Source organism: Paenibacillus wenxiniae, from assembly GCF_039822605.1.
Taxonomy (GTDB): Bacteria; Bacillota; Bacilli; order Paenibacillales; family Paenibacillaceae; genus Saccharibacillus; species Saccharibacillus wenxiniae.
On the sequence record NZ_JBCGUH010000003.1, the window covers coordinates 223279 to 244267 of the forward strand.

Genomic DNA, 20989 nt, shown 5'->3' on the forward strand with positions numbered 1-20989 from the left:
GTAACAACGTGACCAAGCGATTGCAGTCATGAGCGGCATACGATCATTTAACCTTGATCGGCAATACTAGCGGCGAGAATTACCGGACCGCGTGGCTGACTGCCTTTTTCATCTGGCTCCAGCGTGATCGCAACGGTATCATAATCATCCGGCTTAAACGTGTAATACATCGCCCCTGTACCGTCTCTCGTAAGAAATGTACCGGCGCTCTGCTTCACATCACCTTTAATTAACCATACTTGAAAAGCTTGCGAACCTTTGAGCTGCGGCAACTTATCTGCCTGTACGAGCAAATGTGTACCTTTGGCATCAATCACGATCGTTGCCAGTCCCTGTGCCACAATATCTTTGGCAGCCGGGCTTAACTTGACCGCTTCATTCACACGCAGACCCTGACTAGGCATCGACGCGGATACAATCTTCTGTTGCAAATTCCCCATCTCATCGCTAGTCATCGCTAATTGCTGTTGCAGATTACCGATCTCACCGCGCAAATTACTAGCATACATACCGATTAGCACAGCCGCAGCGACAGCGATAGCTGTAGTCATCTGCCACAGTGTTGCCCTGTTACGTGCGCTGCTGCGTCGTCCCACGGTCGTTTTCTCTGTACGCAGTGGCGTCGTTGCTGACGTTTCTGTCGCTGTAGGCATAGTACGCTCTGACTGCGATGCCTGAGCAGGCATTGCGCTAGCGAGCGTAGCACGCGGTGCTTCAGATAATGTTGCTGTACTAGCTACTGAACGAGCTTGCCCTCCATCTTGCTTGCCTTCGGCAAATACACGTTCCAAAATACGATTTTTCATGCCCTGTGGCGGCTCTATACGTTCAACGGATAGTGGCAAAAACCCGACAACTTCACGAAACTCCTCGACAGCGAGGCGGCATTCTTTGTTCTGTTTCATATATGCCTCAAATCGCTCCTGTTCTTCCCGATCCAGCCCGCCGAGTACATACATTTCGACCATATCCATCCATTCATTGTGTTCATGTTCATTATTCATATGCGTTTCCCCCCTTTACCGCTTCAGCAAGCTTCCCATGAAGCTGCCGTATCGCAAGTCTGACCCTGCTTTTAACGGTTCCAAGCGGAATGCTAAACTTCTCGGATACTTCATGCTGCGTCAATCCTTGAAAATAGATTGACTCGATGACTTGCTGCTGTTCTTCACGGAGTTCCTTCATTGCTTCACGAATGCGCTGGCGTTCAAAATTCATAGCCACCTCTTGCTCCACATCGGCGTCTGTATCCGGAAGAACCTGTAGAGCCTCGTCGCCCACCTGGTCGGCTACAGCTCGCGATGCTTTGCGCCGCAGCATATCTACGGCTATGTTTCGTGCAATTGTGAACATCCATGTCGAAAGCTTCCCCTGGCTCCGATCATAGCGTTCCGCGTGATTCCATACTCGTAAAAATAGCTCCTGTACGACTTCCTCCGCTGCCATCGTATCGTGCACGATTCGGTAAGCAAATGAATATATCGCACGTTCATAACGATCATATACTTGTTCTAGTGCCTCCGGGTCCTTTGCGGCAATCCGGTGCATGAGTTCTCTATCGTCTATCCATTCACTCAGTTCATTCATCCAAGGGCTCCTTTCCCAGTCCCCTCTATTATAACGTTCGCACAAAATTTTGCGATGGATGACTTTTATATGCAAATATTTTTAGCTACCCGTTATTAAGGGAGTTATGTTAACTTCTATATTGTTTGTTCAAAATTTAATTTCATCACAGCTAATGTAAGTTATATCCGTGTACACACTTCACAAGCAAGCGTACTTTTTCCTTTATTGGCAAAGGTTTAGGCAGTACTCATTCCTGCTTTTATATCAGCTTGCAGATACGACCATTTCTCCGTATATGACAGTTCCTTAATTTTATACCTCCTCACCTGCATGAAATGATTACAGACGGTTTAATAACTGCATGTAGCCCTTTTGTACCACCTAGAACTTACATAAATGGGCTGGCAGTAACCGTGTATCGTCGCTTTGAATAATTTCTGCAAGCCTTTTCATGACCAGAGATTCATTTTAACCTGTCGTGTGGTCCGCTTTTTTGTTTTACCCGTTTTATCGGATAGACAAGCGGTTAGAGGCTGACGTCTATTCATCAACTTGAAGGAGTGTGGGATGATGTTCAAATCGGTTCTATCTAAAATCAGCATTTTGCTGATGGCTGTTGTATTGATCATACCAACAACAGTAGGTGCAGCAGCAACAACAACTAAAGGGGCTGGCGCTGATCTACGTTCTGCGCTGGGACAAATTCTTGGTGAACATGCATTGCTGGCGATTATCGCTATGCAAAAAGGAATTGACGGCAAAGCTGATTTTGATCAGGCTGCCGCTGCACTGAATGCCAATACCGATGATCTGAGCGCTGCGGTAGCTAGCGTGTACGGTGCTTCCGCTGGTGAAGCATTCAAAAAAATCTGGTCGTCTCATATCGGCTACTTTGTTGATTATGTGAAAGCAACCGCTGCGAATGACAGCGCAGCGAAGCAAAAAGCGAAAGACGAACTGGCCGAGTACAAAGTAACACAGGCGAAGTTTTTCGCTGATGCCAATCCAAATCTGCAACAAGCCGCTCTGGAAGCAGGTTTGACGGAGCATATCAATATGCTGCTGACTGCTTTTGATGCTTATGTAGCGAAGGATTATACGAAAGCTTACGATACTGCGGATCAGGCGTATAAGCATATGTTTATGTTTGGCGATATCCTGAGCGCGGCGATCGAAAAACAATTCCCGAACAAATTCACAGGTGATATGTCCACCATGCAAGCATCCGACCTGCGTTCTGCACTCGGTATCATTCTGGGTGAGCATGCAACACTGGCTGTATGGGCGATGCAAAAAGGAATTGACGGTGCACCCGACTTCAATCAGGCTGCGGGTCTGTTGAACAAAAATACAGATGAGCTGTCTGCGGCTGTAGCAAGCGTATACGGTCAGGCTGCTGGCGATGCATTCAAAACGATCTGGTCGTCTCATATCGGCTACTTTGTTGACTATGTAAAAGCAACAGCGGCGAAAGACGATGCAGCGAAGCAAAAAGCGAAAGACGAGCTGGCCGAGTACAAAGTAACGCAGGCGAAATTCTTTGCTGATGCGAACCCGAATCTGCCACAATCTGCGCTGGAAGCAGGTCTGGCTGAGCATATTAACATGCTGCTGATGGCATTTGACGATTATGTAGCAAAAGATTACGCCAAAGCCTATAGCCAGGAACGTATGGCTTATGCCCACATGTTTATGTTTGGCGATATTCTGAGCGAAGCGATCGTAATGCAGTACCCTGAGAAATTCGGCGGTACATCCAGCGGCGGCTCCACCACACCTTCAACTGGCGGTACAACAACACCTTCTACAGGTACGGATCATAGCGGTATGAACCACGGTGGTACAACGGGCGGCATGAACGGTACAACATCTGCCGATGCAAGCCCTGAACTGCAAACCAAAGTCATTCAGTTCACTGTAGGTAGCAAAATGTATATGGTAAACGGTGAATCGATGGGTATGACGACAAAACCGGTGATGTACAATGGCAGAACGTATATCCCACTGCGTTATCTGGCAGCAAATATCGGTGCAAAAATCTCCTTCGACAACAAAATGAAATCGACTACGCTGAACACAGGTAGTGATGTACTTGAATTCTGGAACAACTCTCGTCGTTACAAAATCAACAATATGTTGATGATGACCGATTCGATGACGATCTCCAGAGACGGACGCACACTGGTGCCTGTTCGCTTTGTAGCGGAGACATTCGATTGGAATGTAACGTACAACAATGGCATGATCACACTAAGCAAAACGTATTAATTGAATGATGATATGGAATGACGATACCGTAGTCATGTGATGGACAGGCGAAAGCCTGTACTCACATGCCGCCACACCAGCCAGCCGATCGAAGGGCGATGTTCCTTGATCGGCTGGTTTTTTTATGATTAGTCTGGTTGGGAATAGATACTATATATGTGCGATTGCTAGCCTTATGTGCAATTGCCAGTCTATGGATCAGAACATACATGCAAACTGTTGTTGCTGGGATAGACACCATTTACGAACTGCAATTCCAATTGTGATGCACACTCTTTCATAAAATACACCTGCATTTACCCAGGAGCTGCTTCTTACTGTACAACATTACTATTCCCCTCTACCTATAACGTAGTCGCTGGACTACTATGTACAGCCTGATCATACATCCTATGGTGGAACGATCGCTATCCGGTTTAAATAAACAATATAGCATAATGCTCGCTGACTTCCCTGCCCTTTATCCTGTCCTTAAAATCTGGAATCCGTTTCCATAGTCCTGCTTCATTCGGTCGAGGATGACTCGCCATCCAACCAAAATCTATCCTTTTTTGGTACTATCTGATTAACTACTTTCGAATCCGTTTATACAATACATAGATAGCAACAACATAAGCATACGATTCTCCAATATGCATCAATGTGCTGACATACGAATAGATTTGGAGAACGGTCACGCTTTTCCTGATTAGTGGAAGCGTTATATTTCCTTATGGTCAGGCCAATACATTAACTTTTCGTAAAGGGGTAATAGACAATGAAAATGAGAAAACTGCTTGCACCTGTTCTTGGACTCTCCCTGATGCTTCCTGCTGCTGGCGCATTTGCTGCACAAGGCACAAGCGCTGACTTCAATCCGGAGCTGCAAACACGCGCCATCCAATTCAACATGAACAGCAAAATGTACATGGTGAATGGTATGTCCATGATGATGCCAATGAAACCAGTAGTATACATGGGTACAACGTATGTTCCACTTCGTCATCTGGCAGCTAATGCCAACATGAAAACATGGTACGATCCAATGACATCCACGACATGGCTGGATACAGGTCTGGCACGTTACGAGTTCTGGACAAAAGGCGCTAACGCAAAAGTGTACAAAGTAGACAACATGCGTAAAGCGCTGAACGATCCGATCATTTCGATGAACGGTCACACGCTCGTTCCAGTACGCTGGTTCGCTGACAACTTCGAATGGAACCTCGCTTACAGCAACGGCATGGTTACATTGAGCAAAACGTATTAATCGTTTTAGATAGATGACGATAGCGAAAATAAAGTAATGCGCAAACATATGTGGTAGGGCATCCACAACTACGGTAAGGAATAAGGAGACGAACTCTCGTCTCGCACAGGAATCTACGGAGTAGGAATAGATGTAGATTCCCGTGCGATGTATAGCCACATTCGTTTACGCACACCTTTTTGCTTACGTATTCCATAAGTGAAGTATCGCAACAACAAAACCCGAAGCCTCTTTTAATATAGAAGCTTCGGGTTTTACTATGTATGCGATCGAATCAGCACCAGTGCATCCTACTTCGTTGTGCAATTGTAGCTATCGTGCCATCATAGGAAGCAGCACAAAGCCTACATTCATCGTAGCTCTTCAAGGCGCAACATACATAAAAGGAAAGACAGTACGGCACAAAGCCTCTATTCATTGCAGCCCTTCCTGTTCGCTTTTTTGTTCTATTGATTGTAAAATTTGACTTCTTCACGGATATGCGGTATGCTATTAGATGTTATTTTTAACCCTCGGTTTTATCCTTCGCAATTTTCCGGATGCTGCCGGAATCATTTCAAATTTCCTTTTTCCTAAACCCATTGAAATTTGACGATCTGATTCACACTGGCGCGGTCATCGGAGCCGCAAGGACAGAAGAGAGGTAGGGCTTTTGTTGTTTTGGATTTACCGTGTATGCTCACATAACCTATTCCATGTATGGCTATGTGCATACCTTACAAGCAAGCGAACCAAAACCGTCCTCGTCCACCATGTTTTTTCACCGCATACACGAGGTTACGGGTTAACAAATAGCTGCAGCAGGCAGCCATATGAAACTGGAGAGCAGGTCTACGCATCCTGACTCTACGCACGCTGATCCATCTCAGCGTTCGAACCGGCATAACGCCTAGTTCGACTTGAACCGTCTTGTTCACGTATAACAAACGCACATGAAGCATTTCACATATGGCTCGTAAGCTGCATGATTGGCTTATGACACGAACTATAAAACATAAGACGCAACACACCAAACAGATCCCCGGTCATGACAACCATTCAGGTTGTAAGACCGGGGATCGTCCAATTATCGCTTATCCAGACAAAAAAAAGGAACCCTATCATTCGCAGTTGATAGGGTTCAAGGTATAGTAATTCAAAAGGGGTTATTACAGACATTATAGCCTGCTCATCTTAAAATTACCTGATAACAACCTTAAAGAAACATTAATTTTATAATTTTAGGTATCTTCTATTATAATATTTGCCCAAAAAGAGAACGCTACGGTCGCAGTCCGTAGCGTTCAAGTTGTTTATATATTCAAAAAGGGGTATGACTTAACTATAACCGGGTTATCTTAAAAGTTTATGAAGTTGGACTAAAAATGTTATTAAAATTGGTGGGGTTGCTGGGGATGAGAAATTGCGTTGTTGTTGTGGACACCACTCCGGGAAGGAATAAGGGGACGGACTCCGGTCTCGCACAGGAATCTACGGAGTAGGAGTGAGTTGTAGATTCCCGTGCTCAAAGGTCGTCCTTTCCCCTTATTTCCTTCCCTCCGTTCTGTGCGGGCGCAACATTTGGAATTTCTAAGTGAGGATCGCAACCCCACTTAGGGTGGGAGGAGGGCATAGGAAAGAATGTTAGTTTAGATAGGTTACTGGTTTGAAGGTATTGTTTGGTAAGGTGTTTTTTTCTTGGTGGGGTATACTGAATGATTCTTGCTGGTATCACTAATGTATGATTACTGTCTGAACTAATTTTTCTACTTTCTGCTTAGTTGTTATAGTTAGGTTGGGTTGAATTAAATGGAGTTTAATAAATTTCTTAGTATTGAAATTGTTAGTTGTGTCGCTTGTTATGATTTGATGATGTATATAGGTAATAGTATATAAAGTGAATGGTTTTGAATTAACTTTGGGATGGAGTCAGGTTATAGGGGTATTTATGTAATTTTTTTTTAGGCTGTACGTTGTTTGGTTGTTCTTTCCTTGCTTCTTTTATTTTGTTGTTTCGTTATGTAGTGGTTTCGCTATTTTGTTGTTTTTATTATTCTCCTACGGTATTTCGGGGTTCTCTAGTTAGCTCTTTTTTAATATCGCTTTGGCATGATTGTTTATGGTTGGGTGAGGTTAGGTTTAGGATTGTAGTTTTGTTGATCTCAATAGATGCTTAGTATGTGTATACATAGATTTTTTGATCATTATAAAAAGAGGCAACTACCGTTTGATTAGGATAGTTGCCTCTTTTATTTTTAGGTGCAGTTTAGTGGGTATATGAGGTGTGCTTATCATGTCTGTGTTCTAGTTGTAGGTGTCTGGGTTGTAGTTATTTGTATAGTTTACTCGGACTTCGTTGTCGTTGCGCTTGTGCCGTTGGATAGTTTTTCGCGTACGGAATCGAGTTTGTATTGGGCCGATGTAGGGTGGTCGCGGCGGTCGTCGATTTTGATCGATGTGGATACACGTCCGGCGCCTGCCTGGAATGGGCTTTCGTGCAGGGCGTGAATGGCGCGCAGCACGTCGGCGATGTCACCCTCGATAATTGTGCTCATCGGTGTGAGTTGTACGGTAACGCCTTGCTGAGTGTCCAGTACGCGCTGCATATCTGCAACATAGGCGCTCAAACTGGTGCTGCCTGTTCCGATTGGAATGACGGTTACTTCTGCAATAGCCATTTTTCATTCCTCCTCTGTTTTGATTGTATTCTACCTCTGTTTTACCCAAATTCCAATGTTATGCCCAACGGCTAGGTTGCTTCAGTATTGTACGGGTATACTGAATTCGAAGTGAATGTCAATATATTGTGTCATATACGGATTATAACATCTATATATAGAATGTATTCCATAGTGGATTTCGTATGTGCTTGGCGAATTCATAGCACTCATACATCACATCATCTGAATAGAAAGGGATGATTATCATGACCATTCAGCCATTCGAGCTGCAAACTAACACTACCAGCAAACCAAAGTCTATCCAAGTGGACGGTTCACGTTCTGATCATCATACGTATGATGACTCCTATCCATTTTCATATCATCTTCCCCACCGCCATACACAGCCTGATCCCATTGCGGCTCGATCCAACACATCGGTAGCAGATGAATATGAGCTAACCGATCCACCAGTGGAACAGCCTATCCATCCACTCGTAGAGCTAGGACAGCATATTATATATGGAGAACATGAATCGGCACGTGAAAATGCCAATCTGAACGGAGACAGCTTTTCCGGTAAAATGAGCCGGCTGGGCAGTGAATATTCTAAATGGTATACCGAGCAGCATATGCTCCCTGCTCCTATTGCCGAAGCAGTACGAGCTAATCGGCTATATATTCATGATCTGGATCATTATGCGCTGGGCACGACGAACTGTATTTTCATTCCGTTTGAACGGCTGCTTTGTCAGGGCTTTAGCAGTGGCAATGGTAGCTTACGCACCCCCAATTCGATTATGACGGCGATGGCGCAGGTGGCGATTATTTTTCAATGTCAGCAAAATTCGCAGTTTGGCGGCGTGGCTGCCAACAAGCTCGACTATGATCTCGCTCCATATGTCACCCGTTCATTCCGTAAACATCTGCGCAAAGGACTACATTATTTGGGTGAATGGCATCGCACCGCTGCACAATCGCCGGAGTTACAGCAAGCGACTGCCGATGCGCTGGAACGTCTGCTTGCTGGAGCGGAGATGAGCGATGCTCGTCTTGCCAAGCAATATCCGCTCGCATACGGATATGCGCTGGAAGAGACGCGCAGTGAGACATTTCAAGCCGCAGAAAGCTTGATCCACAATCTGAATACGATGTCGAGCCGGGGCGGTGGGCAGATTCCGTTTACAAGTATTAATTACGGCACCTGTACTTCGCTGGAAGGAAGACTGGTCGTCGAAAGTTTGCTTGCTGCTACGGTACGAGGCCTGGGTCATGGTGAGACACCTATTTTCCCGATTCAGATTTTCAAATGCAAGCGCGGAATCAATCAGCAACCCGGTGATCCTAACTATGATCTGTTCCTCAAAGCGATCGATTGTTCGTCCAAACGACTGTATCCGAACTTTGCCAATCTGGATGCTCCGCTCAATCTGGAGCATGTAGTACCAGGCGATCCAGATACCGAGTTTGCTACGATGGGTTGCCGCACACGTGTGATCGCCGATCGCTTCGGTCGCAATCATCTGTCTGGTAAAGGCAATCTGTCATTTAATACGATCAATCTGGTGAAGCTGGGTATCGATTATGGTGTACATCAGGGTCTGAATGCAGAAGCGGATGAGCATGGATTTCGGCAAGCGCTTGATCAATGTATGGAGCTGGCAGCACAGGCATTGCTGCATCGCTATCGCATTCAAGCGGCACAACCTGCCAAAGCGTCGGATTTTATGATGCGCGAAGGCATATGGGAAGGTGGCGAGCAGCTGGCACCGGACGAGCCTGTAGGCGAACTGCTCAAACATGGTACATTATCGATCGGATTTATCGGTCTGGCAGAATGTATGAAAGCTCTGTACGGCAAGCATCACGGTGAAGATTCGCATGTTCACGAACGTGCGCTGGAATTAATCGCTTATATGCGACAAGCCTGTGATGCGCTTAGTGAGCGTCATCGGCTTAACTTCTCGCTTATGGCTACACCTGCGGAAGGATTATCCGGTAAGTTTGTCCGCCTGGATCGTCAGCATTACGGCAGTATAGACGGTGTAACTGACCGCGAATATTATACGAATTCTTTTCATGTTCCAGTGTATTACGAGATTAGTGCCGCTCGTAAAATACAGCTGGAAGCGCCTTTCCATCATTATTGTAATGCAGGCGCCATCTCCTATATCGAGCTGGATGGCAATGCGCGTCATAATGCACCGGCGATGATTCGCATCGTGCAATACGCGCTGGAGCAAAACATTAGCTATTTTAGTATTAATCATCCGATCGATCGCTGCACAGCCTGCGGGCATGAAGGGATGATCGGCTCGCATTGTCCTGCCTGTGGTTCATCTGAAACAGATGTACATATTGCTCGCCTGCGCCGTGTAACCGGGTATCTGACTGGCGATTACCAGACTCGTTTTAATCCTGCCAAGCAAGCCGAGGTGCGCGATCGGCTCAAGCATCATGGAGAGACGGTGACGCAGGATGAACATTTGCGGCTACATCCCTGAATCGATCAATGAAGGGCCCGGACTGCGCGCTGTTATTTTCATTAGTGGTTGTCGTCACGGCTGCCCCGGTTGCTTCAGTCCACACACGTGGTCTTTTCAAGCAGGCGAGCCATTTACGGTGCAAAAACAATCGGAACTGCTGACGGAGATGGCAGCTAATCCGCTATTGGATGGACTGACGATTGCAGGGGGTGATCCTTTTTTCTCGGCGGATGAGGTTGCTGATTTTGTAGAACATGTGCGTTTACGCCTGCCGCATTTTTCGATTTGGATCTATACCGGATACACGTGGGAGCAATTATTTTCGGAACAGCATAAATATTTGAAACTTCTATCTTTATGTGACGTATTGATTGAAGGAAGATTCGTTCAGGAGTTGCGAGATGTGTCTCTCCGTTATCGCGGAAGTTCCAATCAGCGTTTGATCGATGTTTCATCCAGTCTGACGCAGCAGCAGGCAATATACTGGACACCATAACACTTTCTATCGTATACATTTGTAAAAGAAAGCACCTTTTTCCGTTAATGCAAAATTTTATTTAATAAAAGATTGACTTATGCAATTAATTTGCATATGATTTGTCTAGTGCTACAGAAATTGCTTTAACCGCTGTACGCGTTGTTTAACTGCATGAGTGACTGTTTATATATAAGTAGCCGTTTGGCATCGAATGGCATGACGATCCTGAGCCTATACGGATCGTGTACGGCAACACACTAACTTCATAATTCTATTCCTGTTAAAGGGGAGTAGCTGTACAGGCAAGTCGTCATTACGGGTGAATAACCCCGGCTGTGCTTGGCAATGAAAATGAATGTGACCTCATTGTTAGCGAGACCTTTACCACAAATTTGGTGAAGACTCGCTATCTTTTGGAGACCTTTACCTTTGTGGTAAAGGTCTCTTTTATATATATGGCTTCTTTGGAGCCAGACATATCACTTTATTTTAGGAGGAATCTTATGGATGCAGCATTATTGTTAGAGTATGGCTGGGTCTTGCTCGTACTGATCGCGCTGGAGGGCTTACTCGCCGCCGATAACGCGCTTGTACTGGCAATTATGGTTAAACACTTGCCGGAGGAGCAACGTAAAAAGGCATTGTTCTACGGTTTGTTTGGGGCATTTGTGTTCCGCTTTGGTTCGTTGTTCCTGATCTCGTTCCTCGTGGACGTATGGCAAGTACAAGCAATCGGTGCACTCTACCTGTTGTACATTTCCATTAATCATATCGTGCGTCACTTCTTCTCCAAATCGAAGACCGAGGAAGCTGCCGGAGATAAAGGGCCTGCGGCCAATCCGAAAAAGCAATCCGGCTTCTGGATGACCGTATTCAAAGTCGAAGTTGCCGATATCGCATTTGCCGTTGACTCGATCCTTGCAGCCGTAGCGCTTGCTGTCGCGCTTCCAGCAAGTGGTTTGCCGCCAATCGGTGGTCTGGATGGCGGACAATTTATCGTCATCTTCCTGGGTGGTCTGATTGGTCTGATCATTATGCGTTTCGCCGCTTCGTTCTTCGTTAGACTGTTACAAGAACGTCCGGGTCTCGAAATTGCAGCCTTCGTGATCGTCGGCTGGGTCGGTGTGAAGCTGTCCGTTATTACGCTTGCTCACCCTGCACTGGCTGTGATTCCAGAACATTTCCCAGAAAACAAACTGTGGAAACTAAGCTTCTACATCGTACTCGTTGCGATTGCACTTGCCGGCTGGTTCCTGTCCAGTAAACGTGAAGTGCCGGAAGAGGATAATGCGGTGAAAGAAGTAAAGCAGGAGATTAAGGAAGATCTGTAAGGGGATTAACTTATAAATTAGCTTGCTTCGCTGATATCATCTTCTAAAGCAAGCTGACGATGATATAGCTGTTTACAAACTTAAAATGAATTCCATGCAAAAAGACTGTCTGGCACTATGCCGGACAGTCTTTTTAGATTACGCGTAATAGAGGTAATAATCTCTGTTCTATCGTATTTGAGAACATTGTATCTGCAACGATTTTGTTTAGTTTCAAGCTGTTTGAAGCGCCTGTTGCCTATCGTTCAAACATACACTTGCACCATCTCACAAATTTCTTTGATACTATATGACATTAAACTTCAATTTAACATAGCAACCGAACTACCGCTACCGCTACTTTTGCAGTATATGTCCTGTGTTTACATATACTCGATACCGCAACACCGATCTATACTTACAAATGCTCAATCATATCGCCTGCCAGCAGCGAAGCAGGATGACCGGAGCGTGCGAGAGCTGCCATTTCGCCTGCATGACCGTGCAGATAAGCGCCGAACGCTGCGGCTTGCAGTCCATTTAAGCCCTGAGCGAGTAAACCGGCAATAACGCCGGTGAGCACGTCGCCCGAACCGCCCGTCCCCATGCCCGGATGACCGGTTGTATTGACCAGCACGGTTCCATCCGGAGCTGCAATGACGGTACGTGCTCCCTTCAGCACAAGAATCACACCATGCTCCATTGCAAAACGTCGTGCTAGACCGAGACGATCACGCTGTACTTCTTTGGTTGATAAACCGGATAGGCGTGCCATTTCGCCCGGATGTGGTGTGAGTACCGTAGCCGCAGCACGTTTTGGCCATGAGGTCAGACCGTCCGCTTCGGCAAGAATGTTAAGACCGTCCGCATCAATCACAAGCGGTTGATCCAACTGCTCCCACAGGGTGCGCAGCCATTGTCCATCCTGCTCAAAACGACCCAGTCCGGGACCGATCGCCACCACATCGGCTTTAGCCGTCTGTTCCAAAATAGCCTTCGTCGTTGATGCCGTCCATTGTCCGCTTGCTTCCTCCGATACAGGTGCCATCATCAGCTCCGGCACATGACCGACCATATGCTTCATCAGTTTCTCCGGCAGCAACCATGTGACCAATCCGCTCCCGATGCGCAGTGCAGAACGAGAAGCCATCAAACCAGCTCCGCTCATATTCAGGCTACCCCCGACGATCATCACATGACCATACGTTCCTTTATGACCATCCACGGCACGTGCACGTGTAATGTTGATGCGTAGTTCCTGCTTCAACACCGTATCCGTAATCAAATAGGAAGATATACCAGCACGTTGTGCAGTAAGATGCGGAATACCAATCGATCGTACAACGACATCGCCCGCAGCGCTTGCACCTGGATATTGCGTTAATCCTTGTTTTAGAAATGCCAGACAGACCGTTCGGCTTGCTTCAATACAGCTATCTGCTACTTCTCCAGTATCGGCGTTCAGCCCGCTTGGAATATCGGCAGCGATAATCGGCTTACCAGAGGCATTCGCAGACCGAATCATCGCTCCATACGGTTCTCGTGGCTCTCCCTGACTTCCGGTTCCAAGCAATGCATCGATAATGCCGGTATATGGTTTCCAGCGTTCAGAAACCGATCTTGCCGTTTGGGATAACGAAGCCGCAATATCGCCACGATTCGGTCCGATAAGTTCATCCTTTCGCGAGGCAGCAGAACAATCCCACTCCGCATCCCAGACCGCATATTCAATGCCGGATCGTTTGGCGGCGTCACGCTGTATCGCTGCATCTCCACTGCATTGCTCTGGCGGCATCGCATATAGTAGGGTGACTCCCATGCCGGCATTTTGTAAATAACGGGCAGCGACCAGTCCGTCTCCACCATTATTGCCTTTGCCTACCAGAACGAGCCAGTGTTGCTCCTGTTCTGGTAGCGCATGCTCATCACTATGAATGCTGCTACGATGCGTTAAAGCAGGACCGGAAGGAATATCCGCAGCATCCTGCTGCTTGCCACACCAGTCCAGCACTTCATCGGCAATCGCTTTGCCAGCCACCTCCATCAACGATAGGGACGGTATGCCCAATTGTTGAATCGTATAATTATCCAGTTCTCGCATCTGTTGTGCGGTAACGATATGCATGAATAAGCTCCTTTCTCGACTTTTGTAATCTATATAGGTTCTATGGTTGTATTAACCGAAATGAAGGGAGAGGTGGCAGATGAACGGGAATTTGATTGTAGTGCCAGTGATTAACTGCGGAGTGGTGGGCATGAACCACTTTAGGAAGGACTAAACGGACGTACTTAAGCAAGTCGCGGGAATCTAATGAATGAGAAATACAGCTAGCTCCACCTTCGGTTCTGTACTGATCACAGCCTATATTTACGATGAAACACGAATGGCACTCCAAACAGATCGCAAAGCTAGTCTATACATTCATCTACTTTCAATGATGACAATATTAAATAAATAGGTGTGAAGCTACGTATATTCCGTAGCCGCAACCGATGAATACAAACGATTTTATTTCAGTAAAGTAGCAGCGCCTACCAAAAGAAAGACATACCAAAAGAAAAGCACAGCAAAAAGAAAAGCACAGCAAAAAGAAAAGCATCGCTATTAAGCGATGCTGGAGTCGTATGTTCATCAATATGTTTATCTTGTTTGGTCGTAATTGTACAACATCATTTCTTGTCCATGTAGTTACAGTCCACTCCATGTAACTACAATTTGAAGCAATGCCGCCTATACTTAATAGGCTACCGTAAAACGGTCACGGATAAACGCCGGTTCTTCCACTTCATCGAAAAGAGCAGCAGCGTAGTCTTCGGCGGAGATACGGCTTGCGCCTTCGTCGTCTGTAATCAGGCGTGTCGTTCCGATGCGGAAATTGCCTGTACGTTTACCAGGCTCAATCCAGCTTGCTGGACTGACGTAAGTCCAGTCAAGTTCACTCTGACGGTAGATTTCGTAAGCATCGGCATGTGCCTGAGCCATTGGGCGAACTTCGTCTGGGAATTGTTCAGTATCCATCAGACGTACGCCAGGTTCAACTTCCAGACTGCCTGCGCCGCCGACGATGAGCAGGCGACGAATGCCTGCCTTTTTCACACCTTCACTAATGCAGCGAGCGGCTTCGATCAATTGTTCCTCCTGACCGAGTTGTGGGCCGTATGCGCTAATCACGACATCATGACCGGATACAGCTGCTTCCACGCTTGCCGGGTCGAGTACATCAATACGCATTACATGCAGTTTTTCATTGGAAGTATCGAATTTGGACACATCGCGTCCGGCTGCGGTAATCTCATACTTACGGCGTAGCCCTTCCTGTACGAGACGCTGGCCGATCATGCCGCTCGCGCCGATAATGATAATTTTCATGTTGATTCATCCTTTCCGTCATGGCAACTTTGCTGTGCCGGGTTCTGTCCTTTAATACCCGGTACACTCGCCACTGATTCAGCCCTGCTGGCTAATCGTTTGGCGGATTTCTTCCATCTGTTGTAGATCAGTCGTCACCTGACGCAATGTGATCTGCTCTAGTTCACCTTCCATTGCACGCTGAGCACGAGCGAATACCTGCTCCAGCTCCTGCTGGATATTGCGTCCAATATCGCAGTTTGGATTCGGATTCTCATGAATCGCAAACAGATCGTCACGGCTATCATTTTGTACAGCACGATACACATCAAGCAATGTAATTTCACCCGCAGGACGCGTAAGCTGTGCCCCTGCCACACCAGGCTGGGTACGCAAAATTCCTGCTTTGGTTAACAGGCTGATCATACGGCGAATAACAACTGGATTCGTATTCACACTTCCAGCAATCAGCTCTGAGGTAATCCGTCCTTCTGTACTATCCAGCAGCGACAATGTATGGATCGCTACGGCAAAACGGCTATTATATGCCATGCGAACCCCTCCCTCCATCTATTATTTTCATACACATCATACAAAGCTGTTAACTCTATATAGTATCTGTCCTAATGACAATTACAAATGACGTCAGTCCATATCTTAGTATACCAATAATTCACCTAAAACGAACCCCTTCGTATCTGAATTTTATGTACTCGATATACGCCCAATGTACTTCATCGTAAGGAAAAATAGCTCGTATAGACGCAAAAGTTCATTTTACGTTTAATAATACAATAGAGGATCTATAGCAAGCTCACTGACCCGGCATAGGAGACCGCTCCAGCGTCAATGCAGTCAGAGAGTTCCATCCAAGAAGGCGTATCCATCAGATCATTCTACAATAAATAAAGGAGGAAACACGATGCGAAACGATAATACACTGCCTATACTCAAATGGCTAACCTTTGCACTGGAAGCACTAATGGCGATTCCACTCATTGGAGGCACCTTTGTCATTAGCTATGGTTATGTCCCTTTGTTTGTAGCTTTTGTGCTTCATCTGGTTGCATTGGTGCTGGCTGTACGTGCACGTCGATCACCGTTTGGTAATGCGATTGGTATCGTAACATCTGCCATTGCCTGGATTCCAATCATTGGCTGGATCATGCATACGATTACAGCAATCATCCTGCTCGTTGAAGCTTTCGCGGTTTCGGGAAGAAGCTATACGCGTGATGAGCGTCGCTATGATGACCGCTATAACCGTCCATAACTGTTAGCGGTCGCTGAATAGCTATTGAATCGTTTACACAGTTATGTAATAGTGATATCAGTATATGTTTTCATCACAGTTATCTTATTTATCTCATTTTATTGCCTATAAAGGAGTGAATCGGGTGGAAGCTCTGCAACTAACCCTTTTTCAGCAGAGCCCGGCTGTACTCATAGGGGCGCTGATCACTGCACTCGCTTTACTGGCGGGTGTGTATGGCTTTTCCGCAGCTCAGCGCAGGCTGGCAGAGCGGGAACGGATGCGTCGAATTGAGATCAGTCTGGACTACTGGGCACGGGCAGCAGGGCATCTGTATCCGCTCGTCACACCGGACCGATCAGCGCCGCGTACAGCACAACCAGCTGCCTCCGAGCTGCCGATTATGGTAGAGCGTATTCTGGCTTGTAAGGCTGCACCGTACGCTGATCAGGAACTAATCGAGCGCATTGATCAGTATTTAGCCGAGCGTAGCCGACAATCGATGCTGCTTCTGTATCGTACACTGGAAATGCAAATTAGCCGATTAACACGCGAACGTCGTAGTCTGCTTGCTCGTGGTGAGCAACCGCACTGGGGCATGCTATTTGGATTGACATTGCGTCCGCTCGTACCTTTTATCGCTTTGCTGTTAGAAGGTGCACTGCTGCTACACAGCTTGAGCGATATACATAATGCCTATGCAGCAGGGCCACCTTTTCCATTTTTCGCGGTATTGCGATTCGTTTCGTGTACAGGCGCTTTGCTATTATTGTACGGCGTATTAAGTGCTGGTTTTCGCGAAAGTGGTCGCCGAGCGTCATTTGTCGGCATGGCGCTGCTGATCGCCGCGATCAGTCTGCTACATCTGCTAGGGCTGACTGCGGCACCGTATATTTTGATCGTACAGGTACTCGTGTTCATCGTCGGCTTCCGCTTCACGCGCGAGCCACAGCGCAAAGAACGTCCGTATGCAGGTGAGTATGAATAACGAGTCTACGGATGCAAACTAAAAAGGTGTACCTCTCATCTACCATGAGCGATGAGTCAGGTACACCTTTTGCTGTTTCATATCACTGTTATTAGACGGAGTCTAGCTACATATAGCTGCTACTGGACAGAGCCGAGCTACATATAACTGTTGTTACATCGACTCGGCGTTATTCTTATTTTCGGTCTGATTCGCTTACCTATCATTCGTGCCACTATTCTGCCCTTATTCATTGCGCTATCGCTGTATAAGGATCAAGACAGACAGCTTAATCTTCAATTTCCAATCGATCGGCCATCACACATACCGGACGATTCAGTGTAAGCTCATGCCCTGTCGGTGTCAGACGACCAGAATCCGGCTCTGTAGCAAACTGGACGATATTGTTGGAATCCTGATTAGACGCCAGTACATATCCGCCTGGCAGCACTGCCAGATTGCGCGGCGTCCGTCCTTTAACCGATACCCATTCTACCGTTTCCAATTGACCTGACTGTTCATCGATTCGATAATGTACGATGCTGTCATGTCCACGATTGGAGGCATATACATACCGTCCGCATAGAGACAGTCGAATGTCTCCACCTGTATTGTCCCCATCAAAATCCTCCGGTAATGTAGACACTGTATCAAGCGCTTCCAGAATCCCTGTCTCCACATGACGCATGTAGGCTGTCACCGTGCTATCCAGTTCGTTCACCCCATAGGCTAGCTGACCGTTCGGATGAAATACAAGATGACGCGGGCCGGCTGCGGCTGCGCTAGGCGTATGCCCTGCTTCCTTAATCTGACCCGCTTCGTCCAGATGATACGCTGTAATGCGATCAGTTCCTAGATCTGATACATATGCCATCTGGCCATCCAGCGAGGGCACAATCGAATGCGTATGCGCATGATCCTGTCGCTCCTGATGCGGACCGCTACCCTCATGCTGAGCATGACCGCTCATTGGCTCTAATGCGCCATCCGCTCGGACTGGAAATACACATACATTCGCGCCGGTATAATTGGCTACAAGCAGATGGCGTCCATCTGGTGTCAGCTCAACATAGCAGGGTGCGCCACCTTCTGTCGATTTGCGATCCAGCAAATGCAGCTCATGGGTATCGGCATCTAGCGCATAGGCAAGTACCTCACCTTCATCCTTTTCACTTGCTGCATACAAATAGGAGCCATCTGGCGATAATGCGAGATACGAGGGGTTCTCGATACCTGTCACGCTCGAAATTAGCTTTAACTCACCGGTATCTCGGTTCATCGTCGCTACATGAATTCCTGCTTCCTCCGTGCTTGCGTACGTACCAATGTAAAGCCATACCTTATGATCGATGATAGACATGCTCATTCCCCTTTCTACAGTATCCGGTTCCTGTTGCCGGACGATAACGTTTGAAAATGGAAAAAGCCTGCCTCTACGCAGGCTTACTCTTTACATTAATACCGAATCCAAGCGTTCCTGAATCATCGTTTCCCTATTCGACACTCGTCTCTATGCTTATCCATGCTCCGGCTTCTGCTGCCAGCGTCCCAGCACGGCACGCACAACCGGCGGTACGACAAGGAAAATTAACAGAGTGCGAAAAAGCTGATAACAGCTAACGGTCGCTACATCTGCATTCACTTCATGGGCGATAATTCCCATCTGGTCCATGCCGCCTGGCGCCATACTGAGCAGTGCAGTCGCTGGAGACAGACCATGCCACTTCATCAAAATTAGCGTCGTTCCGCAGGCAAACAGCATCAGGACGAGACTGCTTCCCAGTGCCAGCAATACGATACGTAGCTTATGTTGAAGCTGCTCCGGCTGTAGCATTAAGCCTACCGAGCTACCAATCAGTAGTTGCGCCACATCGAGCACGGATAACGGCAATGCGGGCGCATGTACACCTATCAGCTGTAGCAAAAAGGTCACGATCATCGGCAACAGCAAATAAGCGGTCGGGAAATTGATCTTTTTGCCCAGTATCGCCGCGGCAGGACACAATACGAGAAATGGCAATATCGATGGAAACAGTCCATTCCAGCTGCCGACCGAGCGTGTTAACGGCTCTGTCAGCGCATTGACCTCTGTAGCAAACAATGGGCTGAATACGAGCAGCGGAACGACGATGACGATCATCATCAGACGGGACACCTGCAAAAAGGTCACAATCGTAATATCGATCCCTTCTTGCTCTTCTGCCAGTACGACAATCTGACTTAATCCGCCAGGAATGCTAGCCACCAGCATCGTCTGAAACGGAATGCCTGTCCAGCGTGATAGCACATATGCCAATCCGCCACAGAACAGCAACAGCAACACCGTCAATGTGATCATTGACGGGAGCTGCTGACCGATCAGAGATAGCGTCGAGATCGTTAATGATAATCCGATAGAGTATCCGACGATGATAATGCCGATATTTTTAAAGGAAGCAGGCCATGAAGGACGCAATCGCCGAAATAGACGCACTCCGATAAAAACGGTAATCATCGGCCCAAGCAGCCACGGCACCGGTAAATGAAGCACATAAAACAGCAGCCCTCCGATCAAGCCGGACAGAAGTACAACCGCTTGACCAGGAAGCTGCGCATAGCGCGTCACGAGCCGCTCAGCAGCTCATCCAAACGCTGTTGAAAATCGCCTGTAAAGATGCCGCCATGATAACAAACGACCGTATCCACATCTAGCTCGCGGAACTTGTTTAGCGATAAGATCGCCTGCTCCAGATTCGGAGTAAATTGAGGCACAGGCCCAAACAGTTTGCCGTCCACAACAGTCATCGCATCTCCAGTAAACAGCGTCTTGCTGCCGGGATGATACAAACTAATATGTCCCGGTGTATGACCTGGCGTATGCACGACCTGCAAGCCGCCGGCAAATGGCAATACGTCACCATCATGCAGCACATGATTCACATTATCTGGCGTATCTGCCGAAAACACGCTGCGGAATGTATCCGCTTCTACCTGAGATAAGCTGGAAAGAAGCATATTCAGACGCTCTGGAGAACCTTTGATGAATGGAGCTTTGCCGTCAATCGCCGCCCGATCATCCTCATGCGCATACACAGCTAGTCCTGGCTCATGTGCCATAAACTGAGGCAATGAACCGATATGGTCCATATCCTGATGAGTCAGTACGACACTGCGCACCGGATATTCTGGTTTTAATAAGGCTACCAGCTTCTCATAACTACCGGGAAAGCCTGTATCGAATAGGATTGCCTGTCCTTGCTCATAAATAACAAATGGATGCAGCACCGTCACATTGCCGCCTACCTCCAACTTCAATTCCAGTACATCAATCTGTTCAGCAATATTCATTATTGTCCAGAGCCGCAGTAAACCGCGCTCCAGTCCACCTCCTGCATATTGGGAATGATACGTTCTAATCTTTATTATCATTCTTTCCAGTTCAC

Annotated in this window: 16 protein-coding genes; 7 read left to right on the forward strand and 9 right to left on the reverse strand. The window is 47.1% G+C overall.

The window, feature by feature from the left end; genetic code table 11:
• Positions 1-47: 47 nt before the first annotated feature.
• Both AAHF22_RS07045 and AAHF22_RS07050 read right to left on the reverse strand, forming a co-directional pair.
• The gene (locus AAHF22_RS07045) at positions 48-1004 is read right to left on the reverse strand and encodes an anti-sigma factor domain-containing protein (RefSeq protein ID WP_347324284.1); all 957 of its coding nucleotides are present in this window, start codon (positions 1002-1004) and stop codon (positions 48-50) included.
• A complete protein-coding gene (locus tag AAHF22_RS07050; RefSeq protein WP_347324285.1) occupies positions 997-1587 on the reverse strand; it encodes an RNA polymerase sigma factor in 591 nt (196 codons plus the stop codon). The genes AAHF22_RS07045 and AAHF22_RS07050 overlap by 8 nt, the downstream gene beginning before the upstream one ends.
• Positions 1588-2139: 552 nt before the next feature.
• Here AAHF22_RS07050 and AAHF22_RS07055 point away from each other — a divergent pair.
• Together AAHF22_RS07055 and AAHF22_RS07060 are read left to right on the forward strand one after the other, a co-directional pair.
• A complete protein-coding gene (locus AAHF22_RS07055; protein WP_347324286.1) occupies positions 2140-3837 on the forward strand; it encodes a copper amine oxidase N-terminal domain-containing protein in 1698 nt (565 codons plus the stop codon).
• A 757-nt stretch (positions 3838-4594) separates the two neighbouring features.
• The gene (locus AAHF22_RS07060) at positions 4595-5086 is read left to right on the forward strand and encodes a stalk domain-containing protein (RefSeq protein ID WP_347324287.1); all 492 of its coding nucleotides are present in this window, start codon (positions 4595-4597) and stop codon (positions 5084-5086) included.
• Between the two features lie 2321 nt (positions 5087-7407).
• On the opposite strand, the gene AAHF22_RS07065 is transcribed toward AAHF22_RS07060, so the two are convergent.
• Complete coding sequence (locus tag AAHF22_RS07065; protein ID WP_347324288.1) at positions 7408-7743, reverse strand: MTH1187 family thiamine-binding protein; 336 nt, start codon at positions 7741-7743, stop codon at positions 7408-7410.
• Positions 7744-7991: 248 nt separating this feature from the next.
• Here AAHF22_RS07065 and AAHF22_RS07070 point away from each other — a divergent pair, with 248 nt between their 5' ends.
• The 3 genes from AAHF22_RS07070 (at position 7992) to AAHF22_RS07080 (ending at position 12020) form a co-directional block, all read left to right on the forward strand.
• Positions 7992-10229 carry an anaerobic ribonucleoside triphosphate reductase gene (locus AAHF22_RS07070; RefSeq protein WP_347324289.1) on the forward strand — a complete coding sequence of 746 codons (2238 nt, stop codon included), beginning with the start codon at positions 7992-7994 and terminating at the stop codon, positions 10227-10229.
• Positions 10204-10707, forward strand: a complete 504-nt coding sequence (gene nrdG, locus AAHF22_RS07075) for an anaerobic ribonucleoside-triphosphate reductase activating protein (RefSeq protein WP_347324290.1) — start codon at positions 10204-10206, stop codon at positions 10705-10707. The genes AAHF22_RS07070 and nrdG overlap by 26 nt, the downstream gene beginning before the upstream one ends.
• Before the next feature lie 485 nt (positions 10708-11192).
• Positions 11193-12020 (forward strand): TerC family protein, encoded by an 828-nt coding sequence (locus tag AAHF22_RS07080; RefSeq protein WP_347324291.1) that lies wholly within the window; start codon positions 11193-11195, stop codon positions 12018-12020.
• A 397-nt stretch (positions 12021-12417) separates the two neighbouring features.
• Here AAHF22_RS07080 and AAHF22_RS07085 read toward each other — a convergent pair whose 3' ends face one another.
• The 3 genes from AAHF22_RS07085 to AAHF22_RS07095 form a co-directional block, all read right to left on the reverse strand.
• A complete protein-coding gene (locus AAHF22_RS07085; protein ID WP_347324292.1) occupies positions 12418-14124 on the reverse strand; it encodes an NAD(P)H-hydrate dehydratase in 1707 nt (568 codons plus the stop codon).
• A gap of 612 nt (positions 14125-14736) precedes the next feature.
• Positions 14737-15369 carry an NAD(P)-dependent oxidoreductase gene (locus tag AAHF22_RS07090; protein WP_347324293.1) on the reverse strand — a complete coding sequence of 211 codons (633 nt, stop codon included), beginning with the start codon at positions 15367-15369 and terminating at the stop codon, positions 14737-14739.
• 78 nt (positions 15370-15447) lie between these two features.
• Positions 15448-15900 carry an Rrf2 family transcriptional regulator gene (locus AAHF22_RS07095; RefSeq protein WP_347324294.1) on the reverse strand — a complete coding sequence of 151 codons (453 nt, stop codon included), beginning with the start codon at positions 15898-15900 and terminating at the stop codon, positions 15448-15450.
• A 370-nt stretch (positions 15901-16270) separates the two neighbouring features.
• On the opposite strand from AAHF22_RS07095, the gene AAHF22_RS07100 reads away from it, so the two are divergent.
• Positions 16271-16621: a hypothetical protein gene (locus tag AAHF22_RS07100; RefSeq protein ID WP_347324295.1), complete on the forward strand. Its 351-nt coding sequence runs from the start codon at positions 16271-16273 to the stop codon at positions 16619-16621.
• Positions 16622-16745: 124 nt separating this feature from the next.
• Positions 16746-17588, forward strand: a complete 843-nt coding sequence (locus tag AAHF22_RS07105; protein WP_347324296.1) for a hypothetical protein — start codon at positions 16746-16748, stop codon at positions 17586-17588.
• 268 nt (positions 17589-17856) lie between these two features.
• Here AAHF22_RS07105 and AAHF22_RS07110 read toward each other — a convergent pair whose 3' ends face one another.
• The 3 genes from AAHF22_RS07110 to AAHF22_RS07120 all read right to left on the reverse strand — a co-directional run bounded on the left by AAHF22_RS07110 (position 17857) and on the right by AAHF22_RS07120 (position 20975).
• Positions 17857-18927 carry a lactonase family protein gene (locus AAHF22_RS07110; protein ID WP_347324297.1) on the reverse strand — a complete coding sequence of 357 codons (1071 nt, stop codon included), beginning with the start codon at positions 18925-18927 and terminating at the stop codon, positions 17857-17859.
• A gap of 156 nt (positions 18928-19083) precedes the next feature.
• A complete protein-coding gene (locus AAHF22_RS07115; RefSeq protein WP_347324298.1) occupies positions 19084-20172 on the reverse strand; it encodes an AbrB family transcriptional regulator in 1089 nt (362 codons plus the stop codon).
• Positions 20169-20975 (reverse strand): MBL fold metallo-hydrolase, encoded by an 807-nt coding sequence (locus AAHF22_RS07120; RefSeq protein ID WP_347324299.1) that lies wholly within the window; start codon positions 20973-20975, stop codon positions 20169-20171. Before AAHF22_RS07120 ends, AAHF22_RS07115 begins: the two co-directional genes overlap by 4 nt.
• Between the last annotated feature and the right edge of the window lie 14 nt (positions 20976-20989).